This window comes from Peribacillus sp. N1 (assembly GCF_054600815.1).
Genome location: NZ_BAAHZO010000004.1, coordinates 504,271 through 522,351, shown reverse-complemented (window position 1 = coordinate 522,351; position 18,081 = coordinate 504,271). Strand labels below are relative to the sequence as shown.

17 protein-coding genes, 1 pseudogene and 1 other annotated feature are annotated in these 18,081 nt (G+C 40.7%); of the genes and pseudogenes, 7 read left to right on the top strand and 11 right to left on the bottom strand.

All coding sequences use genetic code 11. From position 1 onward, the window contains the following. The 4 genes and pseudogenes from ACYP5M_RS18440 to ACYP5M_RS18425 form a co-directional block, all read left to right on the top strand. The coding region (locus tag ACYP5M_RS18440) for an NAD(P)/FAD-dependent oxidoreductase (protein WP_459735371.1) at nucleotides 1-798 on the top strand (798 nt) is incomplete at its 5' end. A 198-nt stretch (nucleotides 799-996) separates the two neighbouring features. Next, nucleotides 997-1,371, top strand: coding sequence for a hypothetical protein (locus tag ACYP5M_RS18435; protein ID WP_459735370.1), 375 nt, complete (start codon nucleotides 997-999; stop codon nucleotides 1,369-1,371). 110 nt (nucleotides 1,372-1,481) lie between these two features. Then, a pseudogene (locus tag ACYP5M_RS18430) lies at nucleotides 1,482-2,561 on the top strand (CotH kinase family protein); the annotation flags it as partial. A gap of 12 nt (nucleotides 2,562-2,573) precedes the next feature. Next, nucleotides 2,574-2,990 (top strand): SET domain-containing protein, encoded by a 417-nt coding sequence (locus ACYP5M_RS18425; RefSeq protein WP_232783037.1) that lies wholly within the window; start codon nucleotides 2,574-2,576, stop codon nucleotides 2,988-2,990. Nucleotides 2,991-3,042: 52 nt separating this feature from the next. Here ACYP5M_RS18425 and argS read toward each other — a convergent pair whose 3' ends face one another. From argS to ACYP5M_RS18405, 4 genes are all read right to left on the bottom strand, one after another. After that, nucleotides 3,043-4,722: an arginine--tRNA ligase gene (argS, locus tag ACYP5M_RS18420; protein WP_452445501.1), complete on the bottom strand. Its 1,680-nt coding sequence runs from the start codon at nucleotides 4,720-4,722 to the stop codon at nucleotides 3,043-3,045. Between the two features lie 34 nt (nucleotides 4,723-4,756). Next, nucleotides 4,757-4,975, bottom strand: a binding site (T-box leader). A 67-nt stretch (nucleotides 4,976-5,042) separates the two neighbouring features. Continuing rightward, nucleotides 5,043-5,588, bottom strand: coding sequence for a response regulator (locus tag ACYP5M_RS18415; RefSeq protein ID WP_452445500.1), 546 nt, complete (start codon nucleotides 5,586-5,588; stop codon nucleotides 5,043-5,045). Between the two features lie 93 nt (nucleotides 5,589-5,681). Further along, entirely contained in the window at nucleotides 5,682-6,713 is a 1,032-nt protein-coding gene (gene desA / locus ACYP5M_RS18410) for a Delta(5) desaturase DesA (RefSeq protein WP_459735369.1), read from the bottom strand. Between the two features lie 282 nt (nucleotides 6,714-6,995). Further along, nucleotides 6,996-7,505, bottom strand: coding sequence for a DinB family protein (locus tag ACYP5M_RS18405; RefSeq protein ID WP_434168633.1), 510 nt, complete (start codon nucleotides 7,503-7,505; stop codon nucleotides 6,996-6,998). A 510-nt stretch (nucleotides 7,506-8,015) separates the two neighbouring features. Between ACYP5M_RS18405 and ACYP5M_RS18400 the strand changes: the two genes are divergently transcribed. After that, complete coding sequence (locus tag ACYP5M_RS18400) at nucleotides 8,016-9,425, top strand: LysM peptidoglycan-binding domain-containing protein (protein WP_459735368.1); 1,410 nt, start codon at nucleotides 8,016-8,018, stop codon at nucleotides 9,423-9,425. A 24-nt stretch (nucleotides 9,426-9,449) separates the two neighbouring features. On the opposite strand, the gene ACYP5M_RS18395 is transcribed toward ACYP5M_RS18400, so the two are convergent. Together ACYP5M_RS18395 and ACYP5M_RS18390 are read right to left on the bottom strand one after the other, a co-directional pair. Then, nucleotides 9,450-10,346 (bottom strand): DMT family transporter, encoded by an 897-nt coding sequence (locus tag ACYP5M_RS18395; RefSeq protein ID WP_434168631.1) that lies wholly within the window; start codon nucleotides 10,344-10,346, stop codon nucleotides 9,450-9,452. A 43-nt stretch (nucleotides 10,347-10,389) separates the two neighbouring features. After that, on the bottom strand, nucleotides 10,390-11,523 hold the full coding sequence (locus ACYP5M_RS18390) for an NADH-dependent flavin oxidoreductase (protein ID WP_459735367.1): 1,134 nt from the start codon (nucleotides 11,521-11,523) through the stop codon (nucleotides 10,390-10,392). Between the two features lie 134 nt (nucleotides 11,524-11,657). Between ACYP5M_RS18390 and ACYP5M_RS18385 the strand changes: the two genes are divergently transcribed. Then, on the top strand, nucleotides 11,658-12,524 hold the full coding sequence (locus ACYP5M_RS18385; RefSeq protein WP_434168629.1) for a LysR family transcriptional regulator: 867 nt from the start codon (nucleotides 11,658-11,660) through the stop codon (nucleotides 12,522-12,524). A gap of 64 nt (nucleotides 12,525-12,588) precedes the next feature. On the opposite strand, the gene ACYP5M_RS18380 is transcribed toward ACYP5M_RS18385, so the two are convergent. From ACYP5M_RS18380 to xylA, 5 genes are all read right to left on the bottom strand, one after another. Then, nucleotides 12,589-12,792: a zinc ribbon domain-containing protein gene (locus ACYP5M_RS18380; RefSeq protein WP_034304303.1), complete on the bottom strand. Its 204-nt coding sequence runs from the start codon at nucleotides 12,790-12,792 to the stop codon at nucleotides 12,589-12,591. A 472-nt stretch (nucleotides 12,793-13,264) separates the two neighbouring features. Beyond that, a complete protein-coding gene (locus ACYP5M_RS18375; protein ID WP_434168628.1) occupies nucleotides 13,265-13,807 on the bottom strand; it encodes a hypothetical protein in 543 nt (180 codons plus the stop codon). Between the two features lie 143 nt (nucleotides 13,808-13,950). Further along, the gene (locus ACYP5M_RS18370) at nucleotides 13,951-14,103 is read right to left on the bottom strand and encodes a hypothetical protein (protein WP_434168627.1); all 153 of its coding nucleotides are present in this window, start codon (nucleotides 14,101-14,103) and stop codon (nucleotides 13,951-13,953) included. A 270-nt stretch (nucleotides 14,104-14,373) separates the two neighbouring features. Next, entirely contained in the window at nucleotides 14,374-15,873 is a 1,500-nt protein-coding gene (gene xylB / locus ACYP5M_RS18365; protein ID WP_434168626.1) for a xylulokinase, read from the bottom strand. A gap of 24 nt (nucleotides 15,874-15,897) precedes the next feature. Then, the gene (gene xylA / locus ACYP5M_RS18360; RefSeq protein WP_434168625.1) at nucleotides 15,898-17,223 is read right to left on the bottom strand and encodes a xylose isomerase; all 1,326 of its coding nucleotides are present in this window, start codon (nucleotides 17,221-17,223) and stop codon (nucleotides 15,898-15,900) included. Between the two features lie 239 nt (nucleotides 17,224-17,462). Between xylA and ACYP5M_RS18355 the strand changes: the two genes are divergently transcribed. Continuing rightward, nucleotides 17,463-18,080 carry a YesL family protein gene (locus tag ACYP5M_RS18355; RefSeq protein ID WP_434168624.1) on the top strand — a complete coding sequence of 206 codons (618 nt, stop codon included), beginning with the start codon at nucleotides 17,463-17,465 and terminating at the stop codon, nucleotides 18,078-18,080. Nucleotide 18,081: the final 1 nt, after the last annotated feature.

Below are 18,081 nucleotides of genomic sequence, written 5' to 3'. Positions count from 1 at the left end.
GTAAATGATGCAAACAAGATTTACAAACATATCGAAGATCGCATTCGCGAATATGCACAAACGAATAATGAAGCGGACGCAACCATCGTGATCGGCGGCGGCGGCTTGACGGGCGTCGAATTAATCGGTGAAATCGTGGATCATTTCCCTAAAATCGCCAAAAAGTTCGGAGTGGACTTCAAGGACTTGAAAATCAAGCTTGTGGAAGCAGGTCCAAAAATCCTTCCGGTCCTGCCTGACCACTTAATCGAACGTGCGATGACAAGCTTGGAAGCACGCGGCGTTGAATTCTTGACAGGTCTGCCTGTAACGGGTGTTAAAGGCAATCAAATCGAATTGAAAGATGGACAAACGATAACGGCCAATACGCTTGTTTGGACAGGCGGAGTTGCGGCTCTTCCTATCGTAGGCGAATCAGGCCTTGAAGTGGATCGCGGCAAAGCAACCGTTAATGAGTATTTGCAATCCAAATCCCATAAAGACGTATTCGTTGTCGGCGACAGTGCCGTTGCTTTCCCTCCAGAAGGCGGCCGTCCATACGCTCCTACTGCTCAAAATGCTTGGCAAATGGGTGAGCTTGTTGGTTACAACCTATTTGCAGCCTTTGAAGGCAAGAAACTTGAAGCATTTTCACCTGTAAACTCAGGTACGCTTGCGAGCCTTGGCCGTAAGGATGCGGTGGCAACGGTTGGGGCCAATAACACGTCCCTTAAAGGCCTTCCGGCTACATTGATGAAAGAAGCAAGTAATGTTCGCTATCTATCACACATCAAAGCTCTATTCAGCTTGGCTTATTAATTCATGATCGCCGTGACAAGTTCGCGGTACATGCCCTTTATTCCCATTTGGGAGTAAGGGGCATTTTTCATTTCAGAAAAGGCAGACAATCTAATTGAAGTGACCCGCCATAACTCTACATTATTATTTTAATCTCCGCCATTTTTATTAGCCCGTTTCTCGTTAACCAACGTTCAAGTTTGTACCATACTGCATATCATGAAATTAACCTTATTAAAGGAGGGGTCTTTATGCCGAAAGGAAAAAAAGGAAAAGGCGGTTCATCTGGCAGTAGCAGTAGCAGTAGCAGCAGCAGCAGCTGTAGCTCATCTACTGGCAGCAAGTCCACTGGTAGCAAGTCCACTGGCAGCAAGTCCACTGGCAGCAAGTCCACTGGCTGCACATCCACTGGCAGCACATCCACTGGCAGCACATCTACTTGCAGCACATCTACTGGCAGCTCATCTACTTGCAGCACATCTACTGGCAGCTCATCTACTTGCAGCACATCTACTGGCAGCACATCTACTTGCAGCACATCTACATCTAGTACATCCACTGGAAGTGGAAAGAAAAAAAGAAGAAGATAGTTAAATCTAAAAAGCTTCAACTTGATCAATCTCTGGTTGATTAAGTTGAATTTTTTCATACATTACATGTTTGCGCTTGACCATAATACATCTTCAAGAAAGGAAGGTGAGTGTATGCCTTATCATATTCCATCTTATTTCTTAATGATTGAAGAAGAAGATCTAGAAGATTTACGTGCGGACGTATGGAGTAATGACCCCATTCCCGCCTATTTGAAAGTGGAAAACGACATTTATGATATCGATATTGCCTATCGGGGCTCTTATACCCGAAAATTCAGGAAAAGATCCTATTGGATTGATTTCATCAAGCCAGAAAAATTCTTTGGCGCCCACAAAATCCATCTCAATGCCGAATACAAAGATCCTTCCCTCATTCGCAATAAACTCTCACTCGATTACTTCCAAGACCTTGGAGTTCTTTCCCCCCATAGTCAGCATATTGACTTATATCGTAACGGCTCGTGTAAAGGGGTATATTTACAACTGGAGTCCGTTGATGAATTCTTTTTGGAAAAAAGAGGACTTCCTGCCGGTCCCATTTATTATGCAGTCAACAATCATGCCAACTTTTCATTGGAAAGGGATGGGAAACCGAAAGATTCCCTTGTATCAGGCTATAAACAAGCGTTTGGAAAACCGTCCGACGATGAATACCTTATTGAATTGATCAGAAAAATCAATACCACCCCGCTTGCCAAATTTCCTGAAGAAGTCTCGCAGCATCTTGATATTCATAAATACTTACGCTGGCTGGCTGGAGCTGTATGTTCAATGAATAACGACGGTTTCACTCATAACTATGCATTATATCGCAATAGTGAAACAAACTTATTTGAAATCATTCCTTGGGATTATGATGCCACTTGGGGACGCAAAGTCAGTGGCGGGATCATGGAACACACATATGTCCCTATTGGAGGAAAAAGGACAAATCACCTTAGTTATCTTCTATTGCAGGTTCCGGAATACCGCAAGTTCTACAAAGACCTCTTGGTTGAACAATTGGAAACCACATTTACTGTGAATCACATGGAAAATAAAGTATTATCACTGCACCAGGCGATACGCCCCCACATCCTTCTTGATCCATATAAAAAGAATAAAGTGGATCTATTTGACAAGGAACCAGAATTCATCTTCGATTTCATTCGCAATCGCAGTGATTACTTAAATAAGCATCTTGGTGACCTAGACGAAACAAAACTGAAAGCCAAGCAGGACTGGAAAAAAGCAATAGAGGCCGTATCACCAATCTGTATTAAAAATACGGGGAAATACGGCAGGGGAATATATGCGGTAAGGGATATTAAAAAGGATGAACTCATTGAGGCATCACCTGTCATCATTTCACCCAAAAGAGAATGGAAATATTTAAAGAAAACGTCACTCTTTCATCACTGTTTCTATTGGGGAGATGACGATGAAACGGCCATTGCCTTGGGAAATGGATCGCTATTCAATCATTCATACACTCCGAATGCGAAGTATGATAATAATTTAGATGATTTAACGATAGACTTTTATGCACATAAAGACATAAAGGCTGGCGAAGAAATCACGATCAATTACAACGGTGAAATTGATGATAAATCCCCCTTATGGTTTGATGTCATTGAATAAGATTTTAAAGAATCCATTTTGAAAGTTAAAAATGGATTCTTTCATTTTACCTTTACATTTTTTTCGGCGCGGAAATTCCCAATAAACTTAGCGCATCCTTCAATACAATCGCTACGGAAAAAGCGAATGAGAGTTTCATTTGTTTCCATTCGTCTTCAACTAGAATTTTTGTATGTGCATAATACTTATTGAATGCACGCGATAAATGCAAGCTGAATTTCGCGATTTGTGATGGGTCGGCTTGTTCAAACGATTTTTGGACAATGCTCGGATATTGCTCCAGCAGCTGGATGACTGGCCACGCATATTCACCTAAAGCGTCAAAATGGATGGCCTGCTCGTTAAATTCACCTTTTTCAAGCAATGAGGAAATTCGCGCATATGTGTACTGTACATATGGACCTGTTTCTCCCTCAAAATTCATCATTTGTTCTAATGAAAAATCAATATCGTTCATGCGGTTATTTTTTAAATCGTTAAAAATTACCGCTCCGACACCGACCTGTCTTGCAACCAGTTCCTTCTGTTCAAGCGCTTGATTTTTTTCTTCAATATTGCGCTTCGCAGTTTCGATCGCCTCTGCCAATACATCCGCAAGGAGCACGACTTTCCCTTTACGAGTCGACATTTTCTTACCATCTTTTAACATCATGCCAAAAGCTACGTGCTGCAAATCTTTTGACCATTCATACCCCATTTTTTCAATGACGTTAAAGAGTTGTTTAAAGTGCAGGGATTGTTCGTTTCCGACAACATAAAATGTTTTCTTCGCCTCATACTGTTTTTTACGATACATGGCGGCAGCTAAATCACGCGTGGCATAAAGTGTCGCACCATCCGTTTTCGTAATCAAACAAGGCGGCATATCTTCCAATTGCACGACATAGGCACCTTCGGATAGGGTAAGTAAGCCTTTTTCTTTTAGTTCCCCGACAACCGCATCCATTTTGTCATTGTAAAACGCTTCGCCGGCATAGGAATCAAAACGGATGCCCAATAAATCATAAATCGTCTCAAACTCTTTTAGAGACGCATCCCTGAACCATTTCCACAATGCCAGTGCTTCCTCGTCCCCATCTTCAAGCGACTTGAAGCTTGCTCGTGCTTGTTCATTCAACGATTCATCACTTTCGGCTCTATCATGGAACTTCACATAGATCTTCAATAATTCCTGAATCGGCGAAGCTTCGATTGCCTCTTTGTCGCCCCACAGCTTATATGCGACAATCAACTTGCCGAATTGCGTGCCCCAATCTCCTAAATGATTAATACGCACGGCATTGTAGCCACTTTTTTCAGCGATGTTAGCCAGTGCATTCCCTATGACCGTTGAGCGTAAGTGCCCCATGGAAAAAGGTTTGGCAATATTCGGGGAGGAATAATCAATCACGACATTTTCCTGTACAGGCTGCATCGAACCATACTGATCCTTTTCACTTAATATCGTTTGCAGCACGTTTTCCGTCACCAGCTGTTGATTGACGAAGATATTCAGATAACCACCCACAACGTTCACTTCTTGGATCAACTTACTATTTAATTGTTGGGCTATTTCAGACGCAATCACCTGAGGCGACTTTCTGAATTTTTTCGCAAGAGTAAAGCATGGAAAGGCGACATCGCCTAATTCCATCAATTTTGGCTTTTCCATTAATTTTTCTATTTCACTAGCTGGCATTTCATTGTTCAAAGCAGTTGAAATCAATTCTGCAATTGGTTTATTCATCGTCATTTTCCCTCCTAAACAAAAAAGCCCCCGCCTCTAAATAAGAGACGAGAGCATGAATTCCCGTGGTACCACTCTAGTTGCCACAAATTGTGACCACTTTCCATTGTTAACGAGGTGACTCCCCGATATTCCCTACTAAACGGTTCAAGAAATTTCTCCAAAGTGCGCTTCATTCATCCGTCCTGCATTAGGCTCCCACCATCCCTAACTCGCTTTCCATTTCAAAATGAACTACTCTCTTTATCACAGAATTTTCAATATTATAATTTAATCCATCGTACACAATTTAAAAAAACGTGTCAACAGGATTTAAGAAACAAATCCTAACCAGCCGGTAACTTGATTTTATCTTTGATGGTGGAAAAATATTTCCTTACTGTTCCAATTGTGCCGCTTTGCTGATTAGACGGCTCAATTTTTGATTGACCATCGGCTAACAAACCTAACACTCCCATTTCCCGGCCATTATTGCTGGAAGACTCATCTATAAGTTCTGGGGAATATATTCGCTTGCCATCCATTATGCTGCGAATCGAGCAAGCTAACTCTTCACCCGGGCTATCCTTCAATAAATAACCACTTACATTAGCCTTTAGTGCGAGTTGAAAATAACCAGTCCTTCGGAATGTCGTTAAAATGACCACTTTACATTCAATTGACCTTAATGCTTCTGCTGCCTCAAGTCCGCTCATTACAGGCATCTCCATATCCATGATACACACATCAGGCTGTAATTGGTGTACAAGAGCCACCGCCTCTTCTCCATTACCGGCTTGCCCGACAATTTCTATATCTTCTTCAAGATTGAGTAGAGAACTTATTGCCTCTAACAGCATTTGCTGATTCTCTGCAATGACAATTCGAATCATTTTAAGTTCTCTCCTTTATCGAGTTCCTTATATGAAGCAAAGACTCCCCCAAATCCGAGGATTATTAAGGGAGTCTGGTATGATACATGAACGTTACAGTTCAGATTTCACTTGAGCGGGAACGCTTTTTTTCGTTAAATATTTTATATCTTTGAAACCGATAAAATTCTTGGATTCCTCATCCCATAAACGGAACCGGAGTGAGCGCAAGCTTGTCGCAAGAGTAATCGTTGGAACGTTCTCTAAAGGCTGCGTATTGTTGTGCGCCATTTCCAATTTATAGTTAGGTACCCTTGGACTTAAATGATGAACATGATGGTAACCGATATTACCAGTGAGGAACTGCATCAGTTTTGGAAGTTTATAAAAAGAACTTCCTTCCACTGCTGCCAATACATATTCCCACTCCTCATTTTCTTCAAAATAAGAGTCCTCAAATGTATGCTGGACGTAAAACAGCCAAATGCCGACTGAACCAGAAATCATGAAAATGGAACCTTGTACAAGAAGGAACGACTGCCAGCCTACTGCCAGGCAAAGCAATGCCGCTAAAACGACGATTAATGCATTCGTCAAATACGTATTATTTTTTTCCTTCTTTCTAGCGCCTTTACGGTTAAATCTATTTTTAAGAAGGAAAACATAAATTGGTCCCAAACCGAACATAACAATTGGATTGCGATAAAAACGATAGGCAAAACGAAGTTTAAACGGTGCAGCCAAATACTCATCGACCGTAAGGGTCCAAATATCCCCTGTACCCCGTTTATCCAAATTACCGCTTGTTGCGTGATGAACAGAATGCTCATGTCCCCATTGATCAAACGGGAATAAAGTCAAAACACCCATGATCGTACCGACTGCTCTATTCGCACGGCGGTTTTTGAAAAATGAATGATGCGTACAATCATGAAATATGATGAATATTCTTGTCAAGAAGCCAGCAGCAAACACAGCAGGAATTAAAGCTAACCAATAAGAAACGGAAAGACTTATATATGCTAGGTACCATAAAATAATGAATGGCCCCAAGGTATTGATGATCTGCCATATACTTTGCTTTGTCGTTGAATGTTCAAAAGGAGCAATTTGTTTTTTCAAGTTCTTCGTATTTTGCAAGGTCATTATTCAATTGCACTTCCTTTTATTTGTCGTTATTACATAGTATAAAGAAATCAACCTGAAATTATTAGTACCAGGTGTCATGACTAGAAGATGACAAATGTCATGTACTAGTCATTTCCAGCTGCAAACGTAAAAAAGGCCAACCAGTAAAAACCGGTTAACCTGCTCACATGTATAGGATTTCATTATCTTCAAAATGACAGGTAGCCTCACATTAAGAACAGGACTGTCAATTTTTCAATGTCAGGCTAAAAGTCCCAGCAGTAAGCAAATGAAATCCAGTTACCCTCCTTTTACAAATAAATAAAGACCGTAATCCGTTGAAGTAGAGGCATGACCCATTTGTCGCAACATAGCTGTGATATTGCCACGGTGATATGTTCCATGGTTCACGACATGCGGAATCAATTCGGCAACACCTGTTTTCATTAGACCGCCAGCTGGATTCTCAATTATAAGAGGCTTATCTAAATTTTCTTTTTGACCAAGCAGCGATTTGTACCGACCGGACAACTCAAAAAACATGGCCTCCATTTCCTCTAATTCCTTTGACTCTGTTTGTTCCTTCAGTTGTTCAGCCAACTCCAATGCATGTTTCATGCTTTTACCGGAAAAAACCTCCACCCACCCCAAATCGGAAAGATACACATGGGCCATCACACTCGATATCGATGGAAACACACTTTGTACTTCTTGATGGTAAACATCCTTTGGAAGCTCTTTTAAGCGGTTAAAGATTTGTTCGTTTGCCCATGCGTTAAATTCATGAAACTGTAATGCAAAATGTGACATATGAAATCTCCCCTTCTTCATATATGGACTAGAACTTACGAATTAACGGTCTTCATAAGGAATAATTCGTCCTTCAGCGAAATAATTCGACCTACACATGAATTAATTCGACCCTCAGCGTAATAATCCGACCTACACTTGGATTAATTCGACCCTCAGCGAAATAATTCGTCCTACAGCGTAATAATTCGACCTACACATGAATTAATTCGTCCTACAGCGAAATTATTCGACCTACACATGAATTAATTCTATCTACACACGAATTAATTCGACCCACGAACAGATTTATTCAACCCACACAAAGGTTAGAAATGCCTTTCCACAATGTACCTCTATTTTAAAGCTATTCTCCATAGTAAACTAGTAAAGTTAAATTTTACAAAGGGGAATAAAATAATTGTGAAAAAATTCTATAGATGTTTTATTATGTTAAGCCTTCTTTGTATGTGTCTTTTTCCAACCAGTGGTCATTCATCAAGTAAAACCCAATACATAGGTTCTGTTAAAGTGGACAATACAAAAGTTTTTAGTTCTCCTAAATTAGGTTCTACTCTATTAAAGACTTTAAAAAAGGGCGAGGCGTTTCCCGTCATTTCTTCTTCAGTAGGGGATTCCGCTGGGCCCATCATTCATAAAGTAAAGACTGGAAACACACTATGGAAAATAGCAAATCAATATGGTGTTACAGTAAGTGCGCTACAAAACGAAAATAAATTAACATCTTCCGAAATAACTGTCGGCCAAAACCTGAAGATTCCCCAGAAATATAAGATTCATAAGGTTGTATCAGGAGATACATTGTGGAAGATTTCTACTAAATACAAGGTAACAACAAGTGATTTGACGAAATTAAATAACTTAAGTTCGGTTACCCTTAAAGTGGGCCAAAAATTGAAGGTTCCGGATTATTACTACCAGGTCCAATTGCTTGGCGGAAAAAAGGGATGGATAAAGAAATCCCAGCTTCAAAAAAAGGCGCAAAACCGTATCGTCATGGGCTGGAAGCATAATGGATCGAAAGAAAACTATACCCAGCAACTTAAACAACCCAATTTGAATGTAGTTTCTCCCCGTTCTTATACGCTGACGGATACCGGTAATTACGTTTCGGTTTCTGTAGATACAAAATACATCCAAGCTGCACATAAACAAGGAAAACAAGTTTGGCAGCTTATCGGGAATAAATTTGACCCTGTTTTAACTGGTTCAGTACTAGGCAATACAAAAAAACGCCAGAAATTGGTTTCAACTTTACGGGATTCACTTGTTAAAACGAAAAGTGATGGAATAAATGTAGATTTCGAAAACATCGACCCAAAAAATAAGAAGGACTTTGTACTTTTCATAGGCGAACTAAAAAAGGCACTAAAACCGCATGGAATTAAAGTGTCTGTGGATGTCACCCGAGAAAATGAAGACCCTTATTGGTCAAAAAGCCTAGATAGGAAAGCACTTGGCAAAATAGCGGACTATATAATCATAATGGGTTATGACGAGCATTGGGGAGGGAGCCCAGTAGCCGGGTCCGTTTCCTCGTTACCTTGGATCAAAGAAGGAACCAAGCTTTTAATGAAAGAAGTACCTGCTCATAAGATCATATTGGCTGTACCATTTTATACGAGAGAATGGGTGACCGATTTGTCGACCAAAAAAGTGATAAGTCATGACCGTACCATGGCTGAGGTCAACAAAATCATTTCATCTCAAAAACTTAAAAAGGTATGGGATAAAAAGACTCAACAAAATTACGTGGTCTATACTTCCAAAGGGAAAAAGCATCAAATTTGGATAGAGGATAAAAAATCGATCAAGCTCCGGATTGACCTGGTAAAACAAAATCATCTAGGCGGTGCAGCTGCTTGGTACATTGGATCAGAAACCCCTGACATTTGGGATGTCTATCATTTTAATCAATAGGTAAATGCATAAAGGAAAAAGGCCTCACATTGTGTGCGGCCTTTTCTGCATGACATCATTTTCAGTCGGTCTAGTCGTTTTAAGTGAATAGACCACCCCAATAAATATCAAGGAAATACCCAGAATTTGAATACCGTCCGGTTTAAATCCTGAAAGCAGAATATCCAAAAGGATGGCAACTGCCGGATCGACAAAAATCATGAAAGATACTACATTTGTAGGCAAATGGCGAATACTATTAAAAAACAGCAAATACACGACGCCTGTATGGATGATGCCGGTAAGAACCGTATAAAACCATTCGGAAGAATTTAAAGTTGTATATATGGAATAATCGACAAAAGGAATCAGTAATAGAAATCCAATGAACATTTGCAGAAATGTGGTCGCATATACACTGGTCTTTGTAATGCTCTTTCCTAAAAGCATGGTTGCCGCATAGAAAAATGCAGCAATGATTCCATACATGATGCCCTCCCATTCAGGAGATGATGATCGAAATCCATCTGTTCCCATAATGAGTAATGTGCCAATGAAGCAAAGGGAAATGGCCAAGATGGAGAATAAATTCATTTTCTCCCTAAAGATGAAGCTCCCTATAATGAGTACAATGATTGGCGCTAAATGATAAAGCGAAATGGCGATTGTCACTGATATCAGCTCAAAAGATTTAAAGAGGAATATCCAGTTTAACAAGTTGGCCACCGCGCAGAAAATGATGAGCATTACCTCCCTGCCATTCCATATTTCGTTCTTGAAATGTCCGGTAATCATCCAGGCTGTACATAAGAATACGGCAGCACAAATGCAGCGAACAAAAACCAATTCCAATGCAGGAAGTCCTGAAAGTTCCGAAAAGAAACCGACAGAACCGAAGATTGTCATGGCTAGAGACAGTTGAAGAAGTGCTATTTTATTCATTTAATTTCCCCTCATAAAATTTCCATTTTTTACATTAATACTATCATTTCTCGGGCATGCCGTCACGAGTAATGATATTCGCCCACATTTGATCCGGAATACTTAATTTGCACCTGCTATCACGTGGCAAGATTGTCATGATCTCATCTTCCCTGCCTTCCTTTATTTTGGCGGCCCAGTCCGGTTCCATCAGTAATTCCCTTCCTAATGCGAAAAGCGGTATATTTTTCTCAAGCACAGCATTTGCTTCCTCTGGAGTATGAATCGATCCAAGAGATATGAAACTGGTCCTGTCAGCGATGACATCGCGGAGAATTTCGGTCCTTGTCAATCCCCTGTTCAATCCGCTTCTAGGCATGGACCAGACATTTTTAACAGAAAGATGTAAATAGGAAAGCCCCTGAGTTGCCAATTCATCTACCAATGCAACTGTATCATCCATTTTCAATCCGCCTTCTTCCGGTTCTTCGGGGGAGAAGCGATACCCAATAACGAATTCCTTGTCTGCATATAGATCACAGATCCGCTTCACCTCCGCGATGACAGCGAGTGGAAAATGCATTCTATTCTTCAAACTCCCTCCCCAATGATCTCTCCGTCTGTTGGAGTGGGGTGAGAAAAACTGCTGAAGGAGATAGCCATTCGCTCCATGGATTTCCACACCGTCGAATCCTGAACGAATGGCATGGCGGGTGGCTCTTCCAAAGTCTTGAATAGTGGATAGAATCTCAGTGTGGCTCATTGACCTTGGAATGTACTCTTCGCCCATTCCTTTATAAACGCTTGCAATGATTCCGCTCGGACTAACCATTTTTTCTCCGCCTGTACAGCTTGGAAGGCTCTCGCTTCCACCATGATGAAGCTGGAGAATGGCTTTTGCACCTTTGGATTTGATTGTTTTTGAAAGCTCAGTAAGTCCAGCGATGCTTTGTTCATCATATACTTTCATTTGCCGGGGAAAGCTTGTCGCAACAGGGGAAATGGCGGCAGCTGCAGTAATGAACAACGCAGGTCCATCTGCCCTTCTTTTATAGTAAGCTAATTCCTCGTCAGAAACCAAGCCATCCTCTTGACCTGAATAAGTGGTCATCGGCGCAACTACAATCCTGTTTTTAAGAACCGTTCCATTAGAAAGCGTGTACGGTGAAAAAATTTGCCCGTATTTCCGTTTCATCATCTTCCCATCACCCATTCGTATTTTAATTTGTAATTTTATTGTATTCTCGACCAAATCATAAGTAAAATGAATGTTTTTCATTACTTGGATTAGAGTTTCTCATGTATAATTCATAAAAGAAGGGTGTGGGGCATTTGAATTTTTTTCAACTGGAAGTCTTTTTACATGTTGTTGAACACGGAAGTTTTACGAAAGCGGGAGACCGGATCGGACTGACTCAATCAGGCGTGAGCCATAACATTACAGCACTTGAAACGGAACTTGGTGTGACTTTATTGAAGCGTGACCGAAAAGGAATAACACTCACGACTGCGGGAGAACAAGTTATTCCACATATGCGGACCATCGCTGCCAACCTTGCACATATCGAACAAAAGATTGCAGCAGTGAATGGAATGGAAATCGGTAAAATAACGATTGGCAGTTTTCCAAGCTTCACTGCCAGATTCATACCAAAGCTATTCTCTATCTTTAAAGAAAAATACCCTAATATCGATTTGCTGATTCATGAAGGTGGATATGAGGAAATCTTAACATGGATCGAAGAAGGAACAGTGGACATCGGCTTTGCAGCAAAACCAGTAAAGAACGTGGAATTCATCCCTTTGCTAAATGATCCTTTATCAGCTGTCGTATACAAAGGCCATCCGCTTTCAGGGAAAACCTCATTGAACCTGGAAGACTTCATTGATCAACCATTCATCATGCTGCGATCTGGCTGTGAAACACTCATAGAAGATAGATTCCTGGAAGCCAAGATAAAACCAAACATTTCATACGACATTAAAGACAATCAAACCGTGCTCTCAATGGTAGCAGGAAAATTAGGCATCACGATTATGCCAGACCTGGCTTTACCGGAAAAACCCGAACGCCTCAAAAGCATGCCCTTGAACCCGGAACTTTCCCGGGAGATCGGATTGGTCATGAAATCATCTAAACACCTTACACCCGTCGCCAAGGAATTTACAAAAGTCGTTCAAGATCACTTCATCGGGTAATGGGCAGTATGAAAAAACAAGAATCCCCTTTTCATGAAAAAGGGGATTCTTTCCGTGCCAGTGATCATCCCAAGAATAAATCCAGCAGATTACTGCCTGCAGATGATTGCCTATTATAAAACTCCGAATAACCGCACTGCTTGCAATACACAACCGTAAATTGATTATTCTGGACATCGAACATTTTTGACAAGCCTGTTCCTGTCATCGCTACATCCTTCTTAGCAGCATCATTGCTTCCGCATTTCATACAACCCTTTTCGCTCATGATCCTTCATCTCCCAAATTTATTAAAATGATAAATGCTTATAAATACCGGAGCTTCCCAGCACCGTTCATAATTACATATACGGATGACGTGGATAAATGGTTTCGGAATTCATGCAAAAATATGTAAATTCCATTGAGTACTGTTTTACTGGCTGCTTTTTTATTACGATTAGATTTTATGGTAGGCAAAGCATTATACACACTAATTGCAAAATAATAGATTAAAATCATATGCATAGCATCACTTATAGGAACGGGGGTATCATCAAGCTTAAAAATAGCAAATAATGCATATATCCCAACAAATATGATCGGATAAATGATGTAATGATAGATGAAATTTTCAATGAACATATTCTTTATCGCATCGCTTTCTTATTCACTTAAACGGCCAAATTGTTTAATATGGAACACTCCTATAAAATCTTACTTTAAATTAGATTCTAATCATTCTTTTCGGTGAAAAAACATCAAATAACATCTGCATCATCCAATCGTATTTCTGCAACCTTTCCACCTTGAACACACCAAAATTCTAAGGTAATATTTCGTTTATGGTCAATGTAGCCGATAATGTCCGCTCCCTGTTCATAACTTTTATAATAATGATCTCCGTACTTCGAAAGAACTTCTGCTTTCTTACTCCCTAATTTAATCCCTTTGCTTGTTTGAAGGGAGCTTTCAAATGGAGCGTCGTCCGTACTTGAAATGATTAACCGCACAATTTTCCCTTTATCTTCGTCTGAATTTATAGAGGCCGTTTTTAACCCGCCTTTCCAATAATAATAATTATATGAATAGTTATTATCCTGATCGATGGGTTCACCATATTCCCTAATGAATTCTGGACTCGATATGTTATCCAACACTTTAAATCCCCCGATGGATTCATCAGACAAATCTGTTGATTTTGTCAATTTCTCAGAGAATGCCGAGTACACATAGAGCCCTAATGCTGTTCCAATAATAATAAGTACAATGATTAACTTTCGTTTATAATGCATTTTCCCCATCTTTAAATCTACTCCATCCATATCGGAAATAAAGTATTGGCAATACCGTTTTCCTTTTTGAACTTTAACCTAACTGAATTAGTCGATTCGCGCGTGAAGTCATTTTCGACTATCTTCCCTGTTGTAAAACTAAAAAGGAGGAACTAACTAGAAAACAGAACTGAACTGATTCCCATTATGAATCCTCCGCCTATCCCGATCGCTACTCCAAAAACCGTCCATTGTGATATGATCATACCTATTAAAAATAAAGAGAATCCTATAAGTCCAATTAACAGAACCTTTTTTTCATTCATTTTGCACCCCTATTACCCAACCAAAATATCCTTATATTATCTTATACGGATAAAATTGGTTAAGGTTTCATTCTGTACCAGATTCAATGATCCAATCGAAGTAAGAAGAGTATATCTAGTAGATTCAGATACCCTCCGTTTTTTCCCATGATAAAATCCCCTTCAAACAGAGGTGTAACACCACGATCGCTCGTGGTCTTTTTACACGTTCCATTTAAAGGGGACGGGAATTGAATATTTATATTAAGTTTCAATAAAGCTTATGAATCATCAATTGCGATATTCCAATAGTTTTTCATTCAAGTTCTTTGTTTGTGCATAGATTTCTTGGTAAATCAGGAATAAGGCTTCATACTTTTCAGCATTCTCTTTATTGGGCATGTACTGTTTCTCTTCTTTTATGAATTGGGCTGCACATTCCTTTAAAGAATCGAACCAGCCGCAGCCATAAGCAGCTAACATGGCTGCCCCCAAGCCTGGGCCTTGTTCACTTGATAGCCTGACAATTTTCGAATTGAATAAGTCCGCTTGCATTTGCAGCCACGCTTCGTTTTTGGCACCTCCGCCAATCGAAATGATTGTATCGATATTTTTTCCGCTCCTGCGGAAGATATCAATGGATTCATTCAAGGAGAAAGTGATGCCTTCAAGCACCGCCCGTACAAAGTCTTTACGCTGATGGGAGCCATCGATTCCAATGAAGCTTCCGCGTATTGCCGCATCTGCATGCGGGGTCCTTTCGCCCACTAAGTACGGAGTGAATAAAAGTCCATTAGATCCGACGGGCACATCACCTACATCTGCCAATAACGTTTCAAATGATTCACCTTTGGCAAAAACTTCTTTAAACCAAGTGAGGCTGTAGCCTGCTGCCAAGGTTACTCCCATCGTGTAGAAGGCATCAGGTGCACCATGATTAAAGTAGTGGACTTTTCCTTGAAAACCCCTGTCATCCCTTGCTTCATAGGACAATATCACCCCTGAAGTGCCGATGCTGCAGAGTGTTTTTCCGTCTTCTAAAATGCCAGCGCCAATGGCACCGCAAGCATTGTCTGCACCGCCTGCAAATACACGGGTGGAAACGGTTAGCCCCGTGCGTTCTGCCACTTCGTCCGTTATCCTGCCCACTTCCGCATGTGATTCGACCAATGTCGGACATAGCCCGATATCAAGACCAAGCATCTCACAGATTTCTTTACTCCATTCCTTCTCGCTGACATTCAATAATAATGTGCCGGCTGCATCGGAGTATTCCATATGTAATTCCCCAGTCAGTTTATATCTCAGGTAATCCTTTGGAAGGACGAATTTCGCTGCATTTTTAAATACTTCAGGCTCATGCTCTTTCACCCATAGGATTTTGGGTAAAGTGAATCCTTCCAATGCAGGGTTTTTCGTTATTTCCAACAGTCGTTCTTCCCCGACCGTGTCATAAATGGTCTGACACTGATCGGTCGTCCGCGTATCATTCCAAAGGATAGCATCACGCAATACACGGTTTTCTTCATCCAGCAGGACAAGTCCATGCATTTGCCCGGAAAAGCTGATCCCTTCAATATCTTCCGGGTTTCCATCAAAGCTTTTCAGTAGCTCGGCAAGCCCGGCAACTGTCTGTTCCACCCACGTGTCAGGGTCCTGTTCACTGTAGCCTGTTTTCAGATGAATCAATGAATAGGATTTAGCTACTTCCTGCATGACCTCGCCATGTTGATTCACGAGTAAAATTTTTACCGCACTTGTCCCCAGATCGATACCGATTACGTATTTCATGGCAGCACCTCATTCTATTAAGCTTTATTCCCCTGCGTAAGCTCTTAACAAATATTGGTTGATCGTCCCTTTAACTTTCTCCAAGCGTCCTGATTGATTTTTGATTTCTTTCAATCCAAGCGCATATTCTTCCAGTTTACGAAGGTCTGTATTCCCTTCGACGATTTCCAACCCGATTCCTTCTGTATAGCTGCTATAGCGGTTTTCAATCACATCATCAAGGATTCTATCGTCGATCAACTTTTGGGCAACCTTCAGGCCGGCTGCAAAACTGTCCATTCCTGCAATGTGTGCATGGAATAGGTCTTCCAATTCAAATGAACCACGACGGACTTTAGCATCAAAGTTCAAGCCACCACGGCCTAAACCGCCATTTTTAATGATTTCATACATTGCTAGGGTTGTAGAGTACAAGTCGGTTGGGAACTCATCCGTATCCCAGCCCAATAATGGATCTCCCTGATTGGCATCAACGGATCCAAGCATACCATTTATCCGTGCATAGCGAAGCTCGTGTTCGAATGTATGGCCGGCAAGAGTGGCATGGTTTGCTTCAATATTAAATTTGAAGTGATCTTGGAGACCATAATTCTGCAGGAATGCATGACCTGTCGCTACATCGAAATCGTATTGATGTGTTGTCGGCTCTTTCGGTTTTGGTTCAATCAGTAATTGTGCATCGAACCCGATTTCTTTCGCATAATCGACCGCCATATGGAAGAAACGCCCGAGGTTATCCAATTCAAGCTTCATATCGGTGTTAAGCAGCGTTTCATATCCTTCACGTCCGCCCCAGAATACATAGTTTTCCGCGCCTAGTTCCTTACCGATTTCCAATCCTTTTTTTACCTTCGCAGCAGAATAGGCGAAAACATCCGCATTATTTGAAGATGCTGCGCCATGAGTGAAACGGGGGTTCGTGAAGTTATTCGCCGTATTCCAAAGCAATTTGGTTTGACTATCTTTCATATAGTCTTTGATCATTGCGACGATTTCATCTAAGTTGTTATAGGTTTCTCTCAAACTACTTCCTTCAGGAGCAATATCGGCGTCGTGGAAACAGAAGAATGGTACACCTAGTTTTTCAAAGAATTCGAAGGCCGCTTCTACACGCGCTTTTGCCATATCCATTCCACTGAATTTGTCCCATGGACGGATCATCGTGCCTGCACCAAATGGATCTGACCCATCGGCAGTGAATGTATGCCAATATGCCACGGCATAACGCAGGTATTCCTTCATTGTCTTCCCGCCGATGACCTCCTCCGGATTGTAAAATTTAAATGCATATGGATTTGAAGAGGTGGCACCTTCATAATTTATTTTACTGATGTTGTTAAAATAGGACATTGTTTTTACCCCCTTATTATTTCATGAATGATATCCGGTAAATGTAACTGCTTACATTTCCATTATAGCAACATTAAGTTAGTTTGTATATTAGATAAACTAAGTTTATGAAAATACCCCCATTTTACTAGTTAATCATGTAAAATGAGTAATGTAGCCTTATTATTGGCGTGAATTAAGCCGCTCCCTCTCTAAGTTCACCCATCATGCGACTCATTTCAAGGAGGAACGACACATTTATGGACAATGCCAGCCGAGTCATTTATAACATACTTGAATGGATCACTAAATTCGCTTACCTGCATATTCTGTGGATATTTTTCACTATTGCAGGCGGAGTCCTTTTCGGATTCTTTCCATCCACAACAGCCATGTTCGCAATCATCCGGGATTGGTTAAGAGGAAACACGGATATTCCCCTCTTTAATACCTACTGGAAATTTTTCAAACGCGATTTCTTGAAAAGTAATGGACTGGGAATATTCATCACAGCCATTGCCGGCATCATCGGCATCGACCTCTACTATATCCAGAATCATATAAACGATGTTTTGACATGGACTTACATCCCGTTATTCGCCTTCATCTTAGTATTCACTATATTCATATTCTATCTATTTCCTGCCTTTGTTCATTATGACTTACCTGTGTTCAAGGTCATGAAGAATGCTTTTTTGATCATGTTGATCAATCCGCTCAACAGCTTTTTAATCCTGCTTTGCCTAGGCTTGCTTTTCATGGTGATGAGAACACTTCCGGCACTGGCCTTCATTTTCGGCGGAAGCACTTATGCCTTCATTACAATGTGGCTTTGTTTACATGCTTTCAATAAAGTCCAAGGAAAACAGAATAAATAAA